Source organism: Litchfieldia sinesaloumensis, assembly GCF_900156865.1.
Taxonomy (GTDB): domain Bacteria; phylum Bacillota; class Bacilli; order Bacillales; family Bacillaceae_L; genus Ferdinandcohnia; species Ferdinandcohnia sinesaloumensis.
In genome coordinates, this window is record NZ_LT732529.1 from 1,936,285 (window position 1) to 1,952,064 (window position 15,780).

The 15,780-nt window shown below is 38.3% G+C and carries 12 protein-coding genes; 6 read left to right on the forward strand and 6 right to left on the reverse strand.

Features of this window, described 5'->3' with window-relative positions; all coding sequences use genetic code 11:
• Positions 1 to 504: 504 nt before the first annotated feature.
• The 5 genes from proI to namA all read left to right on the forward strand — a co-directional run bounded on the left by proI (position 505) and on the right by namA (position 5,923).
• Positions 505 to 1,350, forward strand: a complete 846-nt coding sequence (gene proI, locus CZ490_RS09685; RefSeq protein ID WP_077618704.1) for a pyrroline-5-carboxylate reductase ProI — start codon at positions 505 to 507, stop codon at positions 1,348 to 1,350.
• 129 nt (positions 1,351 to 1,479) lie between these two features.
• Positions 1,480 to 2,670, forward strand: coding sequence for an MFS transporter (locus tag CZ490_RS09690; protein ID WP_077618705.1), 1,191 nt, complete (start codon positions 1,480 to 1,482; stop codon positions 2,668 to 2,670).
• Positions 2,671 to 2,773: 103 nt separating this feature from the next.
• Positions 2,774 to 3,913, forward strand: coding sequence for a CAP domain-containing protein (locus CZ490_RS09695; RefSeq protein WP_077618706.1), 1,140 nt, complete (start codon positions 2,774 to 2,776; stop codon positions 3,911 to 3,913).
• A gap of 57 nt (positions 3,914 to 3,970) precedes the next feature.
• Positions 3,971 to 4,783 (forward strand): hypothetical protein, encoded by an 813-nt coding sequence (locus CZ490_RS09700; protein WP_077618707.1) that lies wholly within the window; start codon positions 3,971 to 3,973, stop codon positions 4,781 to 4,783.
• Between the two features lie 120 nt (positions 4,784 to 4,903).
• A complete protein-coding gene (gene namA / locus CZ490_RS09705; protein ID WP_077618708.1) occupies positions 4,904 to 5,923 on the forward strand; it encodes an NADPH dehydrogenase NamA in 1,020 nt (339 codons plus the stop codon).
• 50 nt (positions 5,924 to 5,973) lie between these two features.
• On the opposite strand, the gene CZ490_RS09710 is transcribed toward namA, so the two are convergent.
• From CZ490_RS09710 to rnz, 3 genes are all read right to left on the reverse strand, one after another.
• Positions 5,974 to 9,180, reverse strand: coding sequence for a DEAD/DEAH box helicase (locus CZ490_RS09710; protein ID WP_077618709.1), 3,207 nt, complete (start codon positions 9,178 to 9,180; stop codon positions 5,974 to 5,976).
• Positions 9,181 to 9,211: 31 nt separating this feature from the next.
• Entirely contained in the window at positions 9,212 to 9,961 is a 750-nt protein-coding gene (gene nfsA / locus CZ490_RS09715; protein ID WP_077618710.1) for an oxygen-insensitive NADPH nitroreductase, read from the reverse strand.
• A gap of 97 nt (positions 9,962 to 10,058) precedes the next feature.
• Positions 10,059 to 10,973: a ribonuclease Z gene (gene rnz, locus CZ490_RS09720; protein ID WP_077618711.1), complete on the reverse strand. Its 915-nt coding sequence runs from the start codon at positions 10,971 to 10,973 to the stop codon at positions 10,059 to 10,061.
• A 257-nt stretch (positions 10,974 to 11,230) separates the two neighbouring features.
• Here rnz and zwf point away from each other — a divergent pair, with 257 nt between their 5' ends.
• Positions 11,231 to 12,718 (forward strand): glucose-6-phosphate dehydrogenase, encoded by a 1,488-nt coding sequence (gene zwf, locus CZ490_RS09725; protein ID WP_077618712.1) that lies wholly within the window; start codon positions 11,231 to 11,233, stop codon positions 12,716 to 12,718.
• A 38-nt stretch (positions 12,719 to 12,756) separates the two neighbouring features.
• Here zwf and CZ490_RS09730 read toward each other — a convergent pair whose 3' ends face one another.
• The 3 genes from CZ490_RS09730 to CZ490_RS09740 form a co-directional block, all read right to left on the reverse strand.
• The gene (locus tag CZ490_RS09730) at positions 12,757 to 14,010 is read right to left on the reverse strand and encodes a DNA polymerase IV (RefSeq protein WP_077618713.1); all 1,254 of its coding nucleotides are present in this window, start codon (positions 14,008 to 14,010) and stop codon (positions 12,757 to 12,759) included.
• Positions 14,011 to 14,066: 56 nt separating this feature from the next.
• Entirely contained in the window at positions 14,067 to 14,528 is a 462-nt protein-coding gene (locus CZ490_RS09735; protein WP_077618714.1) for a chemotaxis protein CheW, read from the reverse strand.
• Positions 14,529 to 14,642: 114 nt separating this feature from the next.
• On the reverse strand, positions 14,643 to 15,761 hold the full coding sequence (locus CZ490_RS09740; protein WP_077618715.1) for a tripeptidase T: 1,119 nt from the start codon (positions 15,759 to 15,761) through the stop codon (positions 14,643 to 14,645).
• Positions 15,762 to 15,780 lie beyond the last annotated feature (19 nt).

The window sequence follows — 15,780 nt, forward strand, 5'->3', positions numbered from 1 at the left end:
CCATTTATAGTTTACCTTTTCCACCTTATTTTGTCATTATATTCGAATAACTTCTCTTGTATGTAAGCTTAATTGGGCTAATTTTCAAAAAGAAAGTATTGACATCCCCTTTAAATCAGTGCATAATGACCATTAATATAAAATGCGAAAAGCTTTGATTAGGACTAGTAAATCATGCAATGGCGAAAAGAGAATGAGATCCACCGGCTGAAAGATCTCATGGCCCACTTCTTGATTGAACCTACCTATGAGCTGTTAGGAAAACCTAACCGTCCTCCCACGATACGGGTTTTGAGTGGAACACTTGAAAAAGCAAACTTTTTCAAGTTGTTAAGTAAGGTGGTACCGCGGATAGTAGACCTATTCCGTCCTTTTCAAGGATGGAATAGGTCTTTTTTATCTGGCCCTTTCTCAAAAAGATTGTTACATCGAGATATTCAACTATATAAAAAGCAATACAGTTTTTGAAAACAGCATATTTTTTAAACTCTGGAGGGAAACGTTATGGAAATGAAACAAAATATTGTATTTGTTGGGGCCGGCTCAATGGCAGAGGCCATGATTTCAGGGATGCTACAAAAGGAGCTTTTCATGCCTAGACAGATTTCTGTAATGAATCGCTCCAACCATGTACGACTAGAAGAATTAAACAAAACCTACGGTGTAACCATAACCACTAACATAAAAGAAACAATCGAAAACGCAGGAATCATCATCTTTGCGATAAAACCGAAAGACGTTGCACAAGCCGTCTTAGCAATTAAGGATCATATTAATGAAAACCAACTCATCATCTCTGTATTAGCTGGAGTAGCGACCACAACCATTACCGACTTACTTAACAAAAAAGTACCTGTTGTTCGCGCAATGCCAAATACATCTGCAACTATCGGAAAATCAGCTACCGCTCTATCGATAGGAATGTATGCAACTGAAAACCATCTACTAATCTCACGTCAATTATTTGAGACGATTGGAATTGTCACAACAGTTGAAGAAAAGGACCTTCATGCAGTAACAGGTCTATCGGGTAGTGGCCCTGCATACGTATATTATTTAGTAGAAGCTATGGAAAAAGCTGCTGATGAAATCGGGCTTGAAAAAGGAATTGCTAAGGAATTAATCCTTCAAACGATAATTGGTGCAGCAGAGATGTTGAAAAGCTCACCAAAGCAACCTGCTACATTACGTAAGGAAGTAACGAGTCCGGGTGGTACGACTGAAGCAGGTATAAATGTATTGGAGCAATTTAACTACCAACAAGCAATGGTGTCTTGTATCAAACGCGCTACCAATCGCTCTGCCGAACTTGGAGAAGCTATGCTTCAATCTGTATCAGATAAAAAATAATTGAATCTTTGTCGAAGTCAGTGGAATCTTGCCGAGCCGAGGAAAAGTGCTGTACAATGGTGGGATTTTACTGGCATTTTTGCTAAAATACATTTAGATAACCGAAATAATTTAAGATGGGGAGATTCTATGAGTACACCGCTAGTAAAGGAAACACCACCTCAACTAAGTGCACCAAAAGCAAGAATTTGGACCCGCGATTTTACACTTATTTGCATGTCTAACTTTTTTATTTTTCTTGGATTTCAGATGACATTGCCGACAATTCCACTTTTTGTGGAACAACTTGGAGGCAATGATCAACTTATAGGTTTAGTTGTCGGCATCTTTACTTTTTCAGCACTATTAGCTAGACCTTTTGCAGGTCACTCATTGGAAAGTAAGGGGCGTCGATTCGTCTATTTACTTGGGCTAGCCATCTTTGTCCTCTCCGTTGGATCCTATGGGCTGATTACAAGTTTACTCTTTTTATTCGGATTTCGAATCATTCAAGGAATTGGATGGGGCTTTTCAACAACGGCATCAGGAACCATTGCAACCGACTTAATCCCCGCTAGTAGACGCGGTGAAGGAATGGGCTACTTTGGACTATTCGGTAATCTTGCCCTTGCTTTTGGACCCTCGTTAGGTCTAACACTTGCTGGTACGATTTCTTTTACAAAACTCTTTTCCATTTGTGCCATTCTTGGTTTAGTTGCACTTATATTATCTTCCAGAATCCATTACAAAAAAAGAGAAACCGTACAAAAACATACTCAAAAATGGGATTTTTACGAAAAAACAGCCCTCCCCCCTTCCATTCTATTATTCTTTATAACTGTTCCTTTTGGAGGAATGGCAGCCTTTTTACCTTTATATACTGTACAAAAGGGAATTCCTGGTATTGAAGTGTATTTCCTTATATTTGCAATTGCCTTAATGGTTTCTCGTACATTTGCCGGTCGAATCTATGATACAAAGGGACATCGGGCTGTATTCGGACCTGGTAGCTTGTCGATTGCATTAGCTCTGGTTCTATTAGCTTGGTTACCTAGTAGCCTTGTACTATATGTTGCGGCTTTTCTTTACGGCCTAGGCTTCGGCGCCCTGCAGCCTGCCTTACAAGCATGGGCTGTGCAATCTGCTCCAGGTAACCGAAAAGGAATGGCCAACGCAACCTTTTTTTCTTCGTTTGATTTAGGCGTTGGGATAGGAGCAATCTCTTTCGGCCAGCTTGCCTACTTTTTTGGATATCAATCGATTTATATTACCTCTGCATTATCTGTGCTCATTTCGATACTGCTATATTTTACATGGATTGGAAAAAACAAATCTGCCTAGGGGTAATTCTACCCCCTTTTTCCTTTTTCGGTTTTAATCCCTTATCGATTCATAAAAGTTTGGATAGAATGGTTATAGGGTTTATTGGGAGTGGAGGTTTGATATGAGGAGAATCCTTCTATTTTTTTCATTTATATTTTTCTTATACGCCAGTTGGACCGTATTAGAAAAACTAGCTACTAAGACTGATAATCAATCAGTATTCGATACTATTACATCCGAAATCGACAGAGTTTCTGAATCTGAGGAACTTGCAACTATCAAAGATAAAGTCAATGAAGGCATCCAATATATCGGAACATTACTACAAAGCTTAGAGGAACAAGCCCCAGAAAATTCAATTATTGATAATAGCAATGTGAAAAAACCAGAATTGCATGTACCTAGTGAACAACTCTTTTCCATACACAATATTGAACTTGGGGAAAGCAAAGAGAATGTGGAAGCGAAGCTCGGTGCTCCAAATCGAATCACAGAAAATGAATATGGAGCAAGCTGGTATACGTATCATGAAGAATATCATAATTTTATCATGGTTGCTTATGACAAAGGGAATAATGTGGTGGGTTTATATACAAACCAGGATCTCATCTCATCCAAAAAAGGGATCCAGCGTGGTACCCCAAAACAAGTGGTTCTTGAACAACTAGGTGAACCCATGACCCGAATTCAAAAAGGATTTGTCTACTATGAATTTCAACAGGACCGGGACTACGATGTTTTCTACATCGATAGCACCTATGTCACTATATTTTATGATAAACATCAAGATAACACAGTAACCTCTATTCAAATCGTTTCTGAAGCACTTGAGCAAAACAGAGCTGATTTCTACAGTTCTGCAAGTGAGCAATTAAAGGAAGGATTTGAATATCAGTTATTTGACCTTACGAATGCTACCAGGGTTAATTTTGGGTTAGGTATTCTTAATTGGGATGACTCTGTAAGAGAAACAGCTCGTAAACATAGCTCAGACATGGCAGAGCACAATTATTTCAGCCACACCAATTTAGATGGACAGTCCCCTTTTGACCGCATGCTTGAGGATGAGATTCTATTTACTATTGCTGGTGAAAATCTTGCCTATGGACAATTTAGCAGTATTTTTGCCCACGAGGGTTTAATGAATTCCTGGGGCCATCGGGAAAATATTTTAAAACAGGAATATACCTATTTAGGGGTTGGAGTTGCATTTAATAATGAATCTCACCCTTATTATACGGAAAACTTTTATACAAAATAAACCATTTTATCTATATCCCTCTTCATTTTTGGTTATCCTACCAAAAGAGGTGATTTTATGAAACTGGTTCGATTTTTAGTAGCATTAGGCCTGCTCGTCGGCTTTCACAGTGTAACGCATGCCGGACAAAACGATGAAGATTATGGCCCCTTTACAATTGTTCAAAAGGAATATGTTGATTTAGATGGTGACGGGAACAAGGATATTATTGAGTTACTCGCCAGAAAAAATCAATACAATCTTGCGAATGAATGGACAATTAAAATTAATGGTGAGCAATTTAGTACCTACGATAATAAACAAGATTTATATCAACTAGCTGAAATGAAGTTTGCCGACGTAATACAAAATGGTAAACAGGATATTCTCCTCTATTTTCAATCTGTCGGTAGTGGAGGCATTACAGGCTTAACCGTATTAAGCTATACGGGGGAGAAAGTGGAGGAAATTTTTCCAGAGCCCAATTCTGTAAATTGGTTTGACGATTCAAAGAAGCGTTTTTCAATGAAATATACCGGGGACTATCAAGTAGAATTTATTGATAAACAGACTGAACTAAAAGCCAGCATTCCGTTATCTGAGGAACGTTATCGAGACTTTGCTGATAAGGATGAATTACAAAAACGATTTGCTGAGATTGAAACCTGGATTGACCCAACTTCCGATTACCGTTTCGATAAGTTAACAAAAATGAAACCTCAAGAAATAGTTTCAATCCAGGCTGTATCTGGAATTGCTCATTATGATGTAATAGCCTATTACGAGACAAGATATGTATTTGATAAGCAATCACAAACATATATTCCGACTAAGGTTGCACTAATTAGCACAGAAACTGGGAAGAAATTAGCAGAGAAACCACTTAAATAGTAAGTTGAAAGCATCGACAATGAATTGATCGATGCTTTTTTCTATCATAGTCACATTACTATGACCATACGTTTTAGAGTGATATAATGATAACGATTTTACATATAGGAGGCCTGTTTCATGAAGTCAGCATTATTCTCACCGTATACGATTAAAAATGTCACACTAAAAAATAGAATTGTCATGTCACCGATGTGTATGTACTCAAGTCACAATGAGGATGGAATGGTGGAAGATTGGCATTTCACCCATTATGTGAGCCGCGCAGTAGGTCAGGTTGGCCTGATTATGGTTGAAGCAACTGCTGTAACTCCTCAGGGGAGAATTTCTCCACAGGATTTAGGGATTTGGAGTGATGAGCATATCCCAGGCTTTAAAAAGCTAGTTTCAATGATGAAAGCACATGGTGCGAAGACATCCATCCAAATTGCTCACGCAGGGCGAAAGGCAACTGTTGAAGGGGATATTGTGGCGCCTTCTGCGATAGCGTTTAGTGAAAGTTATAAAAAACCGAAAGAATTAACAAGTAGTGAAATTAAAGAAATCATTGAAGCATTCGGGCAAGGAGCAAGGCGAGCAAAAGAAGCAGGATTTGATATTATTGAAATCCACGGTGCTCATGGCTATTTAATCAACGAATTCTTATCACCTCTTTCTAATAAACGTGAAGATGAGTACGGCGGAAGTCCTGAAAAGCGCTATCGTTTCCTGCACGAGGTGATAAAGTCAGTAAAAGAAGAATGGGATGGTCCATTATTTGTCCGTATTTCTGCAAACGACTATACAGATGGAGGCTTAACTCCTGATGATTATGTAGAATATGCAAAACTGATGAAGGAGCAAGGTGTTGATTTAATTGATGTCAGCTCTGGTGCTGTTGTTCCCGCAAGTATTGATGCTTTCCCTGGCTATCAGGTTGGTTTCTCAGATAAAATACGTAACCAAGCAGATATCCCTACTGGAGCAGTTGGGTTAATAACAAAAGCTATTCAGGCTGAAGAGATTTTAAAGAATAATCGCGCTGATTTAATTTTTATCGCTCGGGAGCTATTACGTGATCCTTACTGGCCTAGGACTGCAGCTAAAGAACTTGGTGTTTCGATTGATGCCCCTAAACAATATGACCGCGGTTGGCTATAACGTAGTTAATAACAACAAAGGCACTACCCAGCCGGTAGTGCCTCCCTTTATTAGATCATAAGAAGTTCACGAATATCCTCTTCTGTCAGTGTCGTTTTTTCCTCAGAATCGATAAGGTCTGCTATTAGGTCTCGCTTTTTTTCTTGTAATTCATTCATTTTCTCTTCAATTGTACCACGTGAAAAGAGCTTAATGACTTGAACTACTTTTTTCTGACCAATACGATGGGCACGATCTGCTGCTTGTTCCTCGACCGCAGGATTCCACCAAAGGTCGTATAATATAACCGTGTCCGCACCCGTCAAATTCAAGCCAGTTCCACCCGCTTTTAAAGAAATCAAAAACAATTCACGTTCTCCCGCATTATATCGATGACATAAATCTACTCGCTCATCTGTAGGTGTTTGGCCATCCAAATAGAAGAAGCTATATCCCCTGTTTGTTATCTCCCTCGCAATTATTTCGAGCATTTTTGTAAATTGGGAGAAGATTAAAACTCTCCTTCCAGACAACTTAGACTCCTCAATAATTGTTAGTAGCTGCTCAAATTTTGCGGAACTTCCCTTATAATCATCTACGAACAGAGCTGGATGACAACAAATTTGTCTTAACCGTGTTAACCCGGCAAGAATTCGAATCCGATTCTTTCGAATGGTTTCTTTATCGAGATGCTTTAATGTATCATGTCGAAGCTTTGCCAGATATGCAGCATAAAGTTTCTTTTGTTCAGGTAATAACTCAGAAGACTCCATAATCTCAATTTTCTCGGGCAGTTCTGCGAGAACATCTTCTTTAACCCTCCGAAGCAAAAATGGACGAACTCGCCTTGCTACATCCTTCCTTAATAGATGGCTAAATTCCTTTAAGCCCTTAAAAAGTTGTGGAAACACTACATGGTAAATGGACCAAAGTTCTTCAATTGAGTTCTCGATTGGCGTTCCTGTTAATCCAAACCGATGTGTAGCTTTTATTTTTTTTACAGCCCTTGCTGTTTGTGTAGCTGGATTTTTAAAAGCTTGGGCCTCATCAAAGAAAACGGTATGGAAACTTTGCGATTCATACCATTTAATATCGCGTCTTACTAACGGGTATGAAGTGATTAGAACATCCATTCCACCACTTGCTTTTTGCAACTCTTTTCGCTCCGCCATATTTCCATCAATCACAATCGCCTCAACCTCGGGGGCAAATTTCACTAACTCTTGCAACCAGTTGTATGTTAAAGATGATGGACAAACAATAAGAATTGGATTCTTACTGTGACGAATAGTTGAAAGCTCTGAGACAATATAAGCAATACTTTGTACGGTTTTTCCAAGACCCATATCATCTGCGAGCACTCCACCAAATCCGTAGCTCGCCAGTGTCTTCAGCCATCGGAAGCCCTGCTTTTGATAATCTCGTAAAATTGAATTTAGATATTCTGGAACTTCTATATTCAATTTGCTTGGGTTTTTAATTGTATCAAGAAACTGTCTGAAGGATTCCTCGGCAGTGAAGATCTGGTTATCATCATCAATTAAATCTAAAAAAGGTAAAGCTTCAATAATCGGCATATCTAAGCTAGATTCAAAATTATCATCCTGAACCGGAACAGCCTTTAAAAAGCGCTCAATTTCTTCCATTTCTCTCGTTTCTAGTGAAAAGAGTGCACCATTTTTAAGCCGATAATATTTTCTTTTTTCTTGAAGAGCAACTAAAATTTCCCTAATCTCCTGGTCTGCAATACCTCTCATTTCAAACTTAAATTCCAGCCAATTAGTTCGCTCTTTTTTAATTTTAACTCTAATTTTCGGATGTTCATTTTTCGAAACGATGCGATTTCTTATAGCGGTTGTAGCATATATCTGACAGAGTGGTTGCAACTTGGGAACGATATGATACAAGAATTCATACTCAAGTTCCTCATTATGCATATAATACCCGCCCTCTGTCTTCGAAAAACCGCTCTCATCCATGATCCGTAGAATTTCATCCTCCTTCTCGATATCTCTAAATACCATTGGTCCAGTTGTAGAATCACGATTCTCTAGGGGTTGGATGATGATATTTTCATAGTGGAATTCTAAACCCACAAGTAACTTGTGTCTAAGACGATCCAAATAAAGTTTTGCTACAAGAGGTGTTTTCATGAACTCTTTGGTCACCGCTTGAGACATATGAACAACACCAATTTTCTTTAAACCAGGTACAATCTTTTCAAGAAAAAATCGAGATTGCTCTTTTGGAATAGGTACGTGTTCTGCACCAGGACTCGCAAGCATTCGTTTAAGCTCTAATAAACGCTCACAATCCTCTCCCTCAATTTGATGAAGACGACCATCACTTAACACTGAATTATAGGAGTTTACTATGATAATCCGGTTGAAACCATTTATCATTAGGCGATACCCATTCTCTTCCCCCTCTTCAAATAAAAAATGAAGCGGAGGTGGCTCGTTAACAATCTGCAAACCTTTATATGTAACTTTATTACTTTTTATAAATACGGTCGGGCATTGCAATAAAAGGGGTACTAGCCCACCCCAAGAAGATGGTGGAATCAGAAGTAGTTTGGGACTGACCTTGAAGTTTGAATGACCGGAGTTCATCTCTAGAAAAATTGTTTCATCCTCGGCAACCCGAATCAGTTGATGAAACAATTTGTCCACTTCTGGTAAAAAACAATATTGATGAGGATCATAAGTTAGTTGCGTAGAGAGTACATGTGACTTTCCATGTTTAATATTTGTAAGAAATTCACGAAAATCCTTTACCACTGTATCCTCAACTTCAACTTCCAATCCAAATAAGATTTGCTCATTTGATATCTTTACAGGTTTACATATAAAGTTAACCTCTAAGACCTTTCTATCCTCAAAATGGAGTTGGTGACCACTAGCACGTGTAGGACGATCTATAAATAATGTTATAAATTCATTAGTCAGGTCTCCCTCTTTGGATGAATCGGATTCATAGAAAATAGGCGGCTCTTGATTTTGTTGTTCATGAATTGCAATTAATACAGCAGCGATGTGCTGGCACTTCTTATCAAAATTGACAAGTGAAGGACAACTACATGTTACCTCTAGTGTCCCCTTTGCATTTTTTGAAATCTCAACTTGGAAATCCTCTGTTCCCTTAACAATCGCTTTGCACGAAGAAGGTGAGTATTCAGTGAATGTTACCTTCTTGGTTCGATAAAAAGCGTCTCCTCTTTTGAAGGAGACGGTACCACACATTTCTTTGATTAATTTATGATTGACTTTTATATCCATGGATTTCCGCTCCTTCCAAGTATTTTAGAGACTACTGCTTGTTAAAACCTTGTTTCTGCACAAAATCCTTCATGTACATTCGTACTGGTTTTTCAAGCATATTTGCCATTTGGGCAGTCCATGTATCTGAACGCTTACCATTTGTACGATTCGTATAGTACTCAGAAATGATTTGATTATATGCTAATAATTCTTCTTTGAATAGACTTTCGTTCTGGTTATACTCATCCTCATGATAAATATGCTCAAATGGAAGTCTTGGCTTTTTATCGGTCATTTGGGCTGGATAGCCTACCGTTATACCGAAAAGAGGAACTACAAGTGGAGGAATATTTAATAGTTTGCTGACCTCATCAAGATTATTACGCAAGCCTCCAATATAGCAAGCACCTAAGCCCATAGATTCTGCTGCAAGTACCGCATTTTGGGCAGCCAATGCTGCATCAATTGTAGCAACCATAAACTTCTCCGTACTTTCTAATGAAGTGGATAAATCTTTCTCTTCCATTTGGCTAATGACGTGGTGACGATGGAGGTCAGCACAAAAAACGAAGAAATGTCCGTTATGTTCAACATAGGATTGATTTCCGGCAATTTCAGAAAGCTTCTTCTTTTTTTCCGGATCTTTTACGCCAATTATCGAATAAGCCTGAATAAAGCTAGAAGTTGAGGCAGCTTGGGCACTCTCAACAATTGTGCGAATTTGTTCGTCTGTTAGTAATTTCTCTTCAAATTTACGAATCGAACGATGATTCATAATGGTTTCAATTACTGAATTCATTGTAGGTTACCTCCGAATGTATGTATTAACAATGTTCTTAGGTTTATTCCATTTTTTAACAATAAGTGGCCTATATCCTCCACTAATAAACGTCTTACTATACATCGAACATAGAAAAATCTTTCGCCAAATACGTATTTTGGAACGTTTGCCTCGCTTCTTCTAGGAGCGCTTTACTGTCATTCCCTTGATACCTTGAGCTTATATGCGTTATAATCAAACTCTTTACCCCTGCCTGTTTTGCAATTTCAGCCGCTTGTGTAGTCGTTGAGTGAAAATAGTTATGGGCCATGTCAGCTTCGTTTGAACTAAAAGTGGCTTCATGAATAAGCAGATCTGCGTCCTTTGCAAGGTCAATGCTCTCATTAACATAACGTGTATCACCCAATATTGCCACAATACGTCCCTTTTTAGGCGGACCAATAAATTCTGCCCCATTTATTTGACGACCATCTTCAAGGTCAACTGTTAAACCTTCTTTAATTTTTTGGTAGATGGGACCTGGTTTGATTCCTTCCTTTAATAGCTTTTCTACGTCCAATGTTCCTGGGAGGTCTTTTTCTACAATTCGATAACCGAAGGATTGAATCCCATGCTCAAGTTCCTTAGCAGTAACGCAAAGTTGTTCATCTTCGAAAACCAGACCTTCTTCGATTTCTACTATAGTAAGTGGATACCGAATATGAGTTGAACTAATGGTCAATGAAGTTTCAATAAATGCTTTAATACCTTTTGGGCCGTATACTGTCAGTAAAGTCTCGCCTCCCTGAAAGGAACGGCTTCCTATTAAACCTGGCAAACCAAAAATATGATCTCCATGTAAATGCGTAATAAAAATCTTTTCTATTTTACCGGGTTTTATCGAGGTATGTAAAATTTGATGCTGCGTTGCCTCACCGCAATCAAACAACCAGGTTGCCCTTCGTTCGTTTAGCATTTGTAAGGCAATTGAAGTGACATTCCGCTCTTTTGCAGGTACCCCTGCTCCCGTTCCTAAAAATACAACTTCCACCGAAAGATCCTCCAATATTGATATAAAATTTTAACGTTCCCATGAAACGACTCTATAAGTACTATACCATATTCTCTTATTTGTTCACCAGACAAGCCCCTTCGTTAAGATTATCTTCCGATTACTGAATATCAACTCCATCGTAAGGAATACTTTAAAAATGAATACAAAAAATTCAGTTGAATTAGTTGATTTACTAAACAAAAAAGTATACATTAAATAGATATTACTAATGCCTTAAAAAGTGGGGGATATAAATGACACATACAGCACCAAAATCAGTCGTAATTATTTTTGGAGCAACAGGTGATTTGGCGAATCGAAAGCTCTATCCTTCGATCTATAATCTGTATACAAAAGGAAAACTTTCAGAAGATTTTGCAGTAATCGGAGTGGCGAGACGTCCATTAAAAAATGAAGAATTCCAGCAAAATGTAAGAAACTCGGTAGAAGGAAAATTTGAGGAGCAAAACGAGAAAATCGAAAAGTTCTCTAAGCACTTTTACTACCATCCTTTTAATGTCAATGATCGGGAATCTTATAAGGAATTAAAAGAACTAGCTGAAAAACTAGATTCAACCTACAACACAGAAGGAAATCGTATTTTTTATTTAGCGATGGCCCCAGAATTCTTTGGAACAATCGCTGTCAATTTGAAAGCTGAAGAATTAACCTCTACAGAAGGTTATAACAGACTTGTAATTGAAAAACCGTTCGGACATAACTTACCATCAGCAAAGCAATTAAATGAGCAGCTACGTCATGCATTTTCAGAAGATGAGATTTACAGAATTGACCATTACCTAGGGAAAGAAATGGTTCAAAATATTGAGGTTATTCGATTTGCAAATGCGATATTCGAACCACTTTGGAACAATCGGTACATATCAAACATCCAGGTAACTTCTAGTGAGGTACTTGGTGTAGAGGACCGTGGCGGTTATTACGAAAAATCAGGCGCACTGAGAGATATGGTCCAAAACCATATGTTGCAAATGGTTGCATTATTAGCAATGGAGCCACCAATTAAACTTAACACCGATGAAATTCGGAGTGAAAAAATCAAGGTCTTACGTGCTCTTCGTCCATTAGAAGAAGAGGATGTAAAAAACTCCTTTGTACGAGGTCAATATGATGCTGGTACATTAGATGGAAAACAAGTTCCTGGTTATCGTGAAGAAGAAAAAGTTGACCCACAGTCAAACACCGCAACATATGTGGCAGGGAAACTTTTAATCGATAATTTTAGATGGGCGGGTGTTCCATTCTACATTCGTACAGGTAAGAGAATGAAGGAGAAGTCCACAAGGATTATTGTTCAATTCAAAGATATTCCAATGGACTTGTATTATAAAGAAGACAACGAACGTCAAAATCCAAACCTTTTGGTTATTAATATTCAACCAGATGAAGGCATTACTCTTTATTTGAATGCGAAAAGACCTGGTCAGAGTACGATGACTTTACCTGTTAAGCTTGACTATTGCAATAATTGCATTGATGGCATTAACACGCCAGAAGCTTATGAGAAACTACTATTTGACTGTATGATGGGTGACACTACAAACTTCGCCCACTGGGATGAAGTAGCTCTTTCATGGCGTTACATTGACTCTATTTCAAAAGTTTGGGAAAACCAAATTGCAACAGAGTTTCCAAATTATCCAGCTGGTTCAAACGGTCCAAAAGCAGCCGACGAATTATTAGCAAAAGACGGATTCCACTGGTGGCCTGTTGAAGATTAAAAAATAGGAAAGACCCCTCTCAAGTTGAGTTGGGGTCTTTAATCGCTTAAAAAATCCTTTTCAAAGCTTGTTCCATGTTCATTATTACGAGGATTTTTCTCCTTCGGAAGTTTAATTCCATTCGAGACAATCTCATTCCCATACTTACCTTTCAACTCATCGATTACCTTTAGTAAAGGCTCCTTTTTTGCTTCTTTTTCATAAGAAAACAGGTCTAGCTGTTTATATGCTTCCTGTTTTTCAATTAATTCCTGGGCTGTAACTCCCAATAATCGGATTGGTTCTCCATTCCAATGCTTCTTCCATAAGTGTTTCGCAGCGTTAAAAATTTCATGATCCTGATCGATTGGATTCTCGAGCTTTCGACTTCGTGTAACGGTTTTTCGATCGGCATAACGAATCATTAACTGAACATTATTGGAGAGCATGTCCTTACGTCTAATACGGGCCCCAACAGAATTAGATAATCTTTTTATTACACCCTGCAGCTCCTCTTCATCTGTGGAGTCATATGGTAATGTTGTCGAGTTTCCGATACTCTTAAATACCGATATTGCATCTGGGTCGACAGGACGCTTGTCAATTCCATTTGCTCGTTGCTTAATCCTTTCCCCATTAATCCCTAATAACTGCTTTAGTTGAACATCATTTCCTTTAGCAAGATCACCGATTGTAAATATATTGATTGTAGCCAATTTTTCAGCAGTTCGTGATCCCACACCATGCATTTCACCAACCGGCATCGGCCATAATATCGTTGGAACATCCCGTTTCCGTAATACCGTGATACCTAAAGGTTTTTTCATATCTGATGCCATTTTTGCAAGGAATTTATTAGGCGCAATCCCGATACTACTAGGAAGCAATAGTGTTTTACGTACGGTTTCTTGTATGGAAGTAGCAATTTCAAGAGGGGAACCTTTATCATAACAATCTGTTATATCTAAATAACCTTCATCAATTGAAACAGGTTCAACTAAGTCTGTATATGAACGAAGTACATCAAACATTGCTAGAGAAGCACTACGATAACGTTCAAAGTTTGGTTTCATCACGATTAAATTTGGGCATTTGCGTCTTGCTTCCCACAATGGCATCGTTGTTTTCACCCCAAAGGCACGGGCCTCATAGCTACACGTAATGATGATACCTCTACGTTCCTCCACATTCCCAGCAATAGCGACTGGTTTACCTTGTAAGGAAGGGTCATAGGCCATCTCTACTGAAGCATAGAAGCTATTCATATCAACATGTAAAATAACCTTACCCTTCTTCGGATACATTTCCTTCATGATATGCACTTCCTACTAATGATATAAATAGTTTATCATAGAAAAAGCCACCTATACTATTGGTGGCTGTGAATGTGATCCTCAACTATATCAAATCCCTCTAAACCGTAAATAAATTTAGATGGGTCAATTAATGTAATCATTCGTTCTTCTAGTGTAGCAACTCCCGTTATATAAGAAGATAATTGATAGGTTAGGCTTAGTTGTTTTAGTTGATTAGCAGGGATATCGATTATTTCTACAGCATCATCAACTAGTAATCCTACGGATAGCGAATCAGTTTTAGCTACGATAATTTTTGTTTGTTCCGTTTGTATGGTTGGTTTACTAAATAAAATCATTCCTGCATCTACAATTGGAATAAGTTCATCACGTATGGTGAGAACACCTAGCATGTAATTTGGCATCTGAGGGATCGCGTTGAATTGCTGTGCTCTTTCAATCGAAATAACATTTAAAACAGGGATACCAAATTCCTCATTCCCTGATGAAAAAATAACAAATTTTTGGTCTTTCATCTATCTTTCACCTCTATATGTAGTAACATCAGTCTAGTTCTATCATACTGCACCTAAGTTCGAAAAGAAATAAAAAAAGTGAAACTCCCGATAAAGGGAATTTCACTACTATTGTTATTGAGCAACTTCTTCAGCAATCGCGACGATAAGTTCTGCCGTTTTGACTAATTCCTCAATAGGCATTTTTTCATTTGTTGTATGAATTTCTTCATAACCAACAGCTAGGTTAACAGTTGGGATACCATGTCCAGCGATGACATTTGCATCACTACCCCCACCACTTTGCTGTAGTGCACTATCTCTACCAATTTTCGCTACTGCTCGTTTTGCTACCTCAACGACATGGTCACCATCAGCAAATTTGAAACCAGGATACATGACCGTAATCTCAACCTCTGCTCTACCACCCATCTCAGCCGCAACGGATTCAAATGCATCCTTCATTTTTTGAACTTGATTCTCCATCTTTTCTGTTACTAAAGAACGTGCTTCAGATAAAATCTCCACATGATCACATACGATATTCGTTTGTGTTCCACCTTCAAAACGGCCAATGTTAGCAGTCGTTTCTTCATCTATACGACCTAATGGCATTTTAGCAATAGCTTTTGCAGCCATTGTAATTGCGGATACTCCTTTTTCTGGAGCAACACCCGCATGGGCCGTTTTTCCGATAATTGTTGCTTTAACCTTGGCTTGTGTGGGAGCAGCAACAATAATGTTTCCGACTTTACCATCACTATCAAGTGCATATCCGTATTTAGCTGTAATTAACGATCGGTCTAAAGCTTTAGCGCCAACTAGCCCTGATTCCTCACCTACAGTAATAATAAATTCAATTTTACCGTGTGGGATATTTTTTTCTTTAAGAACACGAATTGCCTCAAACATCGCTGCAAGTCCTGCTTTATCATCCGCACCTAAAATGGTTGTTCCGTCTGAAACAATATACCCATCCTTAATTGATGGTTTAATTCCTTTACCAGGAACAACTGTGTCCATATGAGAAGTAAAATAAATCGTATCAACTTCAGTCTTTGTACCTTCTAAGGTACAAATTAAGTTTCCTGCACCGTGGCCGGTTTGTGAAGTAGTATCATCCTCAACAACATGCACACCCAATGCGGTGAACTTTTCTTTTAACACTTTTGAAATTTCAGTTTCAAATTTTGTTTCTGAGTCTACTTGAACAAGTTCTATAAATTCATTTACAAGTCTATCCTGATTAATCATAGTATGTACCTCCAAGATG

What these genes read in the sequence shown, in the direction of transcription:
- CZ490_RS09710 (WP_077618709.1), bottom strand. Translation starts at nt 9,180, where the DNA reads ATGGATATAAAAGTCAATCATAAATTAATCAAAGAAATGTGTGGTACC.
- nfsA (WP_077618710.1), bottom strand. Translation starts at nt 9,961, where the DNA reads ATGAATTCAGTAATTGAAACCATTATGAATCATCGTTCGATTCGTAAA.
- CZ490_RS09700 (WP_077618707.1), top strand. Translation starts at nt 3,971, where the DNA reads ATGAAACTGGTTCGATTTTTAGTAGCATTAGGCCTGCTCGTCGGCTTT.
- CZ490_RS09735 (WP_077618714.1), bottom strand. Translation starts at nt 14,528, where the DNA reads ATGAAAGACCAAAAATTTGTTATTTTTTCATCAGGGAATGAGGAATTT.
- proI (WP_077618704.1), top strand. Translation starts at nt 505, where the DNA reads ATGGAAATGAAACAAAATATTGTATTTGTTGGGGCCGGCTCAATGGCA.
- CZ490_RS09690 (WP_077618705.1), top strand. Translation starts at nt 1,480, where the DNA reads ATGAGTACACCGCTAGTAAAGGAAACACCACCTCAACTAAGTGCACCA.
- zwf (WP_077618712.1), top strand. Translation starts at nt 11,231, where the DNA reads ATGACACATACAGCACCAAAATCAGTCGTAATTATTTTTGGAGCAACA.
- namA (WP_077618708.1), top strand. Translation starts at nt 4,904, where the DNA reads ATGAAGTCAGCATTATTCTCACCGTATACGATTAAAAATGTCACACTA.
- CZ490_RS09695 (WP_077618706.1), top strand. Translation starts at nt 2,774, where the DNA reads ATGAGGAGAATCCTTCTATTTTTTTCATTTATATTTTTCTTATACGCC.
- CZ490_RS09740 (WP_077618715.1), bottom strand. Translation starts at nt 15,761, where the DNA reads ATGATTAATCAGGATAGACTTGTAAATGAATTTATAGAACTTGTTCAA.
- CZ490_RS09730 (WP_077618713.1), bottom strand. Translation starts at nt 14,010, where the DNA reads ATGAAGGAAATGTATCCGAAGAAGGGTAAGGTTATTTTACATGTTGAT.